General features: G+C 58.7%; 4 protein-coding genes. 2 read left to right on the forward strand and 2 right to left on the reverse strand.

The genetic code is table 11. The features are described from left to right. Together mfd and A3730_RS15390 are read left to right on the forward strand one after the other, a co-directional pair. On the forward strand, positions 1 to 2,106 hold a 2,106-nt coding region (gene mfd, locus A3730_RS15385; protein WP_063538382.1), incomplete at its 5' end, for a transcription-repair coupling factor. Positions 2,107 to 2,358: 252 nt separating this feature from the next. After that, positions 2,359 to 2,955, forward strand: a complete 597-nt coding sequence (locus tag A3730_RS15390) for a peptidoglycan binding protein CsiV (RefSeq protein WP_063519564.1) — start codon at positions 2,359 to 2,361, stop codon at positions 2,953 to 2,955. 5 nt (positions 2,956 to 2,960) lie between these two features. Here A3730_RS15390 and A3730_RS15395 read toward each other — a convergent pair whose 3' ends face one another. Together A3730_RS15395 and A3730_RS15400 are read right to left on the reverse strand one after the other, a co-directional pair. Continuing rightward, complete coding sequence (locus A3730_RS15395) at positions 2,961 to 4,682, reverse strand: alpha/beta hydrolase (protein WP_063519563.1); 1,722 nt, start codon at positions 4,680 to 4,682, stop codon at positions 2,961 to 2,963. Positions 4,683 to 4,843: 161 nt separating this feature from the next. Then, entirely contained in the window at positions 4,844 to 5,770 is a 927-nt protein-coding gene (locus A3730_RS15400) for an oxidoreductase (protein WP_063519562.1), read from the reverse strand. Between the last annotated feature and the right edge of the window lie 529 nt (positions 5,771 to 6,299).

Consider the following 6,299-nt stretch of genomic DNA (forward strand, 5'->3'; position numbering starts at 1 on the left):
CGGGTGCTGCAACGCCGGCGCCGTAAATCCAGCAGCGACGATGGCGCCGCCGAACAGGCCTTCCGCTCTTTGGGGGAAATGACCGTGGGCTCCCCCGTGGTCCATCTGGAACACGGCGTGGGCCGCTATCTCGGCCTCACCCACATGGAAGTGCACCGCCAGCAACACGAATTCCTGCTGCTGGAATACGCCGGCGGCGACAAGCTCTATGTGCCGGTTTCCTCTCTGCACCTGATCAGCCGTTACGGTGGCGGCGACACCGCGCCACTGAACCGCCTGGGCACCGAGCAATGGACCAAGGCCCGCCAGAAAGCCGCCGAAAAAATCCATGATGTGGCCGCCGAACTGCTTAACACCTACGCCCGCCGCGAGGCCCGTGAAGGCCGCCAGTTCGATGTGGACCTGAACGACTACGATCGCTTCAGCGCCGGCTTTCCCTTCGAGGAGACCCCGGATCAGCAGGCCGCCATTGCGTCTGTGGTTGCGGACATGCAATCCAGCCAGCCCATGGACCGGCTGGTCTGCGGCGACGTGGGCTTCGGCAAAACCGAGGTGGCCATGCGCGCCGCCTTCGTGGCCGTGGAAAATCAGACCCAGGTGGCCGTACTGGTCCCCACCACCCTGCTCGCCCAACAGCATTACGAATCCTTCACTGACCGTTTTGCCGACTGGCCGGTGAATATCGAAGTGCTGTCCCGTTTCCGCAGTGCCAAGGAAAAGACCCAGGTGCTGCAACGGCTGAAGGAAGGCAAGGTGGATATTCTGGTGGGCACCCACCAGCTGCTCCAGGAAACCGTGGCCTTCGACAATCTGGGCCTGATTATTGTCGACGAAGAACACCGCTTCGGGGTGCGCCACAAGGAACGCCTGAAACAGATGCGTGCCGAGTGTGACATTCTCACCCTTACCGCTACCCCGATTCCGCGCACCCTGAACATGGCCATGAGCGGCATGCGCGATATTTCCATCATAGCCACACCGCCGCAAAAACGCCTCTCCGTGAAGACCTTTGTGCAGCAGCACAACGATACCGCCATCAAGGAAGCGCTGCTGCGTGAACTGCTGCGGGGCGGGCAAGTGTATTACCTGCACAATGATATCGACACCATGGAGAAAACCGCCGCGGACATCCGCAAGCTGGTTCCTGATGCCCGTGTGGGTATTGCCCACGGTCAGATGCGCGAGCGGGAACTGGAAGCGGTAATGAGCGACTTCTACCACCGTCGTTTCAACGTGTTGGTGAGCACCACCATCATCGAAACCGGTATCGATGTGCCCAGCGCCAACACCATCATCATCGATCGCGCCGACAAGCTTGGCCTGGCCCAGCTCCATCAGCTCCGTGGTCGGGTGGGCCGCAGCCACCACCAGGCCTACGCCTATCTGATCACCCCCAGCCCCAAGGTGATGACCAAGGACGCCATCAAACGGCTGGAAGCCATCGAGCAAGCCACCGACCTGGGTGCCGGCTTTATGCTCGCCAGCCAGGACATGGAAATTCGCGGTGCTGGCGAGCTACTCGGCGAAGAGCAGCACGGCAATATCGAAACCATCGGTTTCAGCCTCTACATGGAAATGCTTGAGCAAGCAGTGGAAGCGCTGAAACGCGGCGAACAGCCGGACGTGGAAAAGCCGCTCAGCGGTGGCCCGGAGCTGAACCTGCGCATTCCCGCATTGATCCCGGAAGACTACCTGCCGGATGTGTTCGGCCGCCTCACGCTCTACAAGCGCATCGCCGGCTGCAAAACCCGTGCGGGTTTGAAAGAACTACAAGTAGAAATGATCGACCGCTTTGGCCTGCTGCCAGAGCCGGTGAAAAACCTGTTTGCCGTTACCGAGCTACGCCAGCAGGCAGAGCGGCTGGGCATTATCCGCCTGGACGCCCACGCCACCGGCGGCAAACTGGAATTCGGCGAGCGCACCCCGGTGGACCCGCTCACCATTGTCAAACTGGTCCAGTCCGGCCCCAACCGCTTCAAGCTGGAAGGTGCCAACGCCCTGCGCTTTGTGGAAGACAGCGAGACAGCGGAAGAACGTATTCAGGTGGTGCAGGAACTGCTCACGCGCCTCGCGGCCCAAAGTATCCAGACAGGCGCCGCTGGCTGAATACCCATTCAGCCAGCGCGTCGGAGAGCGGCTCAAATCGCACTCTTGTCACAAAATCCGTGCCGATCGCCCCATCGCCCGTGAGCAATCCTGGCTGATTGGGGTATAGTCGGCACCCATATTAAACGCCAGACGCATGACGCCAGATGCAATAAAACCGGAAAACAGGGTTTTGATCTTGGGGTCAGGGTTTAGGCATCCGGCGTCGTGCGTTATGCATTCGGCGTTATAAGGCGAAACAAGGAGTGTTCAATGCATCGCGCTTTACTGTTGGTTGTTCTGGTCCTGTTTGGCAACACCGCCATCGCACAAAGCTGGTACAAAGTGGAAGTGCTGGTGTTTGCTCAAAACAACGCCAGCAGTGAAGAAATCTGGGCCACCGGTCTGCAGCCTCACTATGCCTCACAGGCCGTGCCCATTGGCCAACCGGAAGCCAGCGAGATGGCCGACCCGGATGCCATTGCCCGGGGCGCCTGGCAACCGTTGTCCCAGGATGACGAAGTGCTTCGCTATATGCTGGAACGCATGGAAGGCACCGGCGACTACCGCGAGCTGTATCATGCCGCCTGGGAGCAGCCCATCGGCAGCAAGGCGAAGACCTTGCCGGTCTATGTGCGCGGCGGGCAGACACTGCCCACGGCAGACGGTGAAATACCGGAATTGGAAGGCACCCTGCAGTTCAGCAAATCCCGCTACCTCCATGTGACACCACAGATCTGGTTTAACACGGAAAGTAACGGCGAGCGCCTGTACGTGGACATTGACGAGAAGCGACGCCTTGCGGGCCACCAGGTGTACTATTTCGACCATGCCCTGTTCGGCATGCTGGTCCGCATTACGCGGGCCTGAACACCTCAGGCCGACGCAGGAGCATCCAGTTCCAGCAGCTCGGTCAAAAAATCCTGCCACAGTTCGTAGATCATAAAGTGCCCCTGTTCGGGGAAACTGCGAAACTGCACGTTCGGTAAATCTGCGGCAAGGTGACGCGCCCCATCAATGGAAATAATGCCATCGGTTTCACCGTGCCACTGCAGGATCGGCACGGTAATCTGCTTGAGATCCACCCCCAGGGGTTTGAGATGATTCAGGTACTCCTCCATCATGATGCGCGCGCCCTGAAAATGGCCTCGACGAGTCCGCTTGATGGTCCGCGCCAGCAGATCAGGATTGTTGAATACCGCCTGGTCCGACGCTGACATGCCCCGCGCCAGCATCTTGTAGAAGCGTTCCGGGGCCTTCTGTACCCCACGCACCCCCAGCCGTCCCACCAACATGAACAGGCGAGGATCGCGGCGGGAAATCTGCAGGCTCATCCGATGAATGGGTTCCAGCTTGTCCAGCTCCAGGTGATCTCCCGCCAGCGTCGTGCTCAGCAGGCCTAACCGGTCGAACAGCTCCGGATAGAGCGCCGCGGCGCACAGCGCATAAGGCCCACCACCACAGTACGCCGCCATGGGCGGTTTGCGGATATGCAGGTGCTCACACAAAAACTGGATATCCCGGCCAAGATCCTTGAACTGGTAATTACGCTTGTAGGTGGAAATGCCATAGCCGGGCCGGACGATCAAAATCATTCGCAGGCCTCGCTCACGGTACCAGTCTTCAAACACGGTATGATCAGGCATTGAGGCGCCCTGATTCTCCAGCGTCAGGACCGGCCTGCCTTTGGGGTCACCGTATTCGTACCAGCTCAACACCCGCCCATCCGCAAGGGTGACGGTGTATTCTTCGTCTTCATCCTGCAGTCGGGGCAAGCGGGCAGCCTGCACCAGCGCATGCCCCATGGCATGGCTAACCAGCTGCACCTGGCTGGTGATGTTGAGCTTTCCCATAACCGATTTCAGCTGGCTGCGGGCAGTGCTGATCTTGATGTTCAGCAATTGCGAGCTCTGTTGGAGATTTCCAACCTTGCACAGAAGGTGTAACAACCGGGATTCTGCTTCCGTGATACTGAACACGGAGCGCAGCATTTCTGGCGATGGTGTCACTACGCTGTGCCCCGCCAGCACCCAGACGATAGTGCGCACCTGGGCGATCGACCCGGGCGCATCCGATTTTTGCACCGGCAGGCACAACAAAGAAATGCCGTCCTGAGGCGAGGTGAGCAGCTGCGTATCTCGCCCTTCCGCGAGCCGGTTTACCCGCTCCAGAGCCTGTTTCAGTTCCCTGTCCGCAATACTCAAGGTGCCGTTTGCGCGCAGCTGGACAGGTCCATCCGCCAGCACCTGCTGCGCCACCGGATTGGATTCCAGCACCTGCAATTGCTCACCCAGCATCAGCATGGGCCAGGGCATCTGGTTGTACATGGCATTGAGCACGTTGGTGCGGTCTTCCAGCGCATGCATATAGGAGCTGGAGCGTACAGCTCGCTCAAGGTGCGAAATCAGGCCTTCCACTTCTGCACGACGCGGTGCCGGGCCAGGCACCAGGGCCGATTCTGCAGCCCCCTGCTCGATGGGGAAGCCCTCTTCTACCTCCGTCCAACCGGCAATGGTATCCAGCAGTTCGACCCAGTCGCCCGGGGATAACGCGGTTTCATAGATCTTGCCGATCAACGCATCATTGTCGTTTTTCAAAACCGTCCCCGATTCGGTTAGCCATGAAATAGCATAGGCAGGGACCTGGTAAGCGGCAACCAAAAGGAGATGAAAAGGGAATCCTGAAGCGTGGGAGGGACTGGCAACGTGCCAGTATCTTCGACCACATAGCTGCCGGCACGCCTTTCAAACATCACGGCTTATGCTTCGTCCTCTCCTTGTGTATTCAGGTAGCGAACTCCCGTGAGCCGTTCGGACTCGTCCCATAACCGTTGCGCCAGGCCTTCGTTATCCGTGATTTTTCGGGCAAAGGCCTGTGCCGGGTAGCCTCGCAGCTCGAGAATTTTTCCATCCGGGCCGTAATAGCCTCCGGAAATCACATCATCGCTGGTGGCCGCCATCACCCCCGGCAGGCAGCCCATCTCTGCCGGCTGGGCCATAAATTTGTTGAACAGCCCGCCGCCGGGAATGGTGTCCTGCAGATGGGTCGCCGAGTAGCCAGGATGGGCTGCCATTACCTGAATGTTTGAGCCGCGTTTGCGCAAACGGCGGTGCAGATCCTTGGCAAAAATCAGATTGGCCAGCTTGCTCTGGCAATAGAACGGCCAGCGGGAATAACGCTTCTCCGCATTGAGATTCCCCCACATAATCTTTCCGCTACGGTGCGCCAGGCTGGAGATCTGCACGATGCGCGGGGCCGGCGCCGCGTCCAGCAGATCAAGCAAGGGACCGGTAAGCGCGAAGTGCCCGAGATGATTGGTCCCAAACTGTATTTCAAAGCCATCCTTGGTGCGCTGTAGCGGCGGCGCCATCAAGCCCGCGTTGTTGAGCAGAATATCCAGCGTGCTGATACGTTCTTTCAGCGCCACAACAAACGCCTTTACCGATGCCAGATCCGCCAGATCCAGCGACATGACAATCAACCTGGCATCTGGAGTCCGTTCTCTGACCTGCTCCACCGCTGCTTCCGCCTTGGCCGTATTCCGGCATGCCAGGATCACCTCTGCACCGTTGGCGGCAAACAGCTTCACCGCTTCCAGGCCAATACCACTGTTGGCACCGGTGACCACTATGGTCTTGCCGGTAAGGTCAGGAATATGTGCTGGGCGCCAGCTGGATTTAGCCATGGCTCGTCCTTGGTTTATGGATGTTGGCAGTATTGTTCGCCGTCGCCAGAACGGTAGCACGTTCCTGTTGGGCCAATTAATCAGGCCAATCCAGGCAACCGGCAGTATCAGAACTTGTCACATTCTCCCGCCCTGGCAACCGCTGGACGCCAAATGCCAGATGACAGACGCTTGCATTCAAAACCTGAAAAGCTTGGCCGCCATGCTCTCTGCGCAAAATGCCTTACTCACAATTGCCTGAATCATGACCCTGGCCCTTCTTCAAAGTGCCCCTAAAAGCAGGATGCCGTAATAACGACAACCTCTCAGGCCATGGGGTTTTACGTCAGACATCCGGCGTCGAGCGTTCGGCAAAATGCCGGGTATTCGTGATAAACCCATCAAACGGCAAATAGCGTATTCTTCACTCTAACCCGCGAAGAACCTAAAATAAGCCCCCTCCCCCACTCCACCGGAGCTTCCTCCCATGGCGCGCGTCAAACTCGATTTGCCCGAGCAGTTTCTTTATACCCACACCATCAACGTGCGC

Source organism: Alcanivorax sp. HI0044, assembly GCF_001634945.1.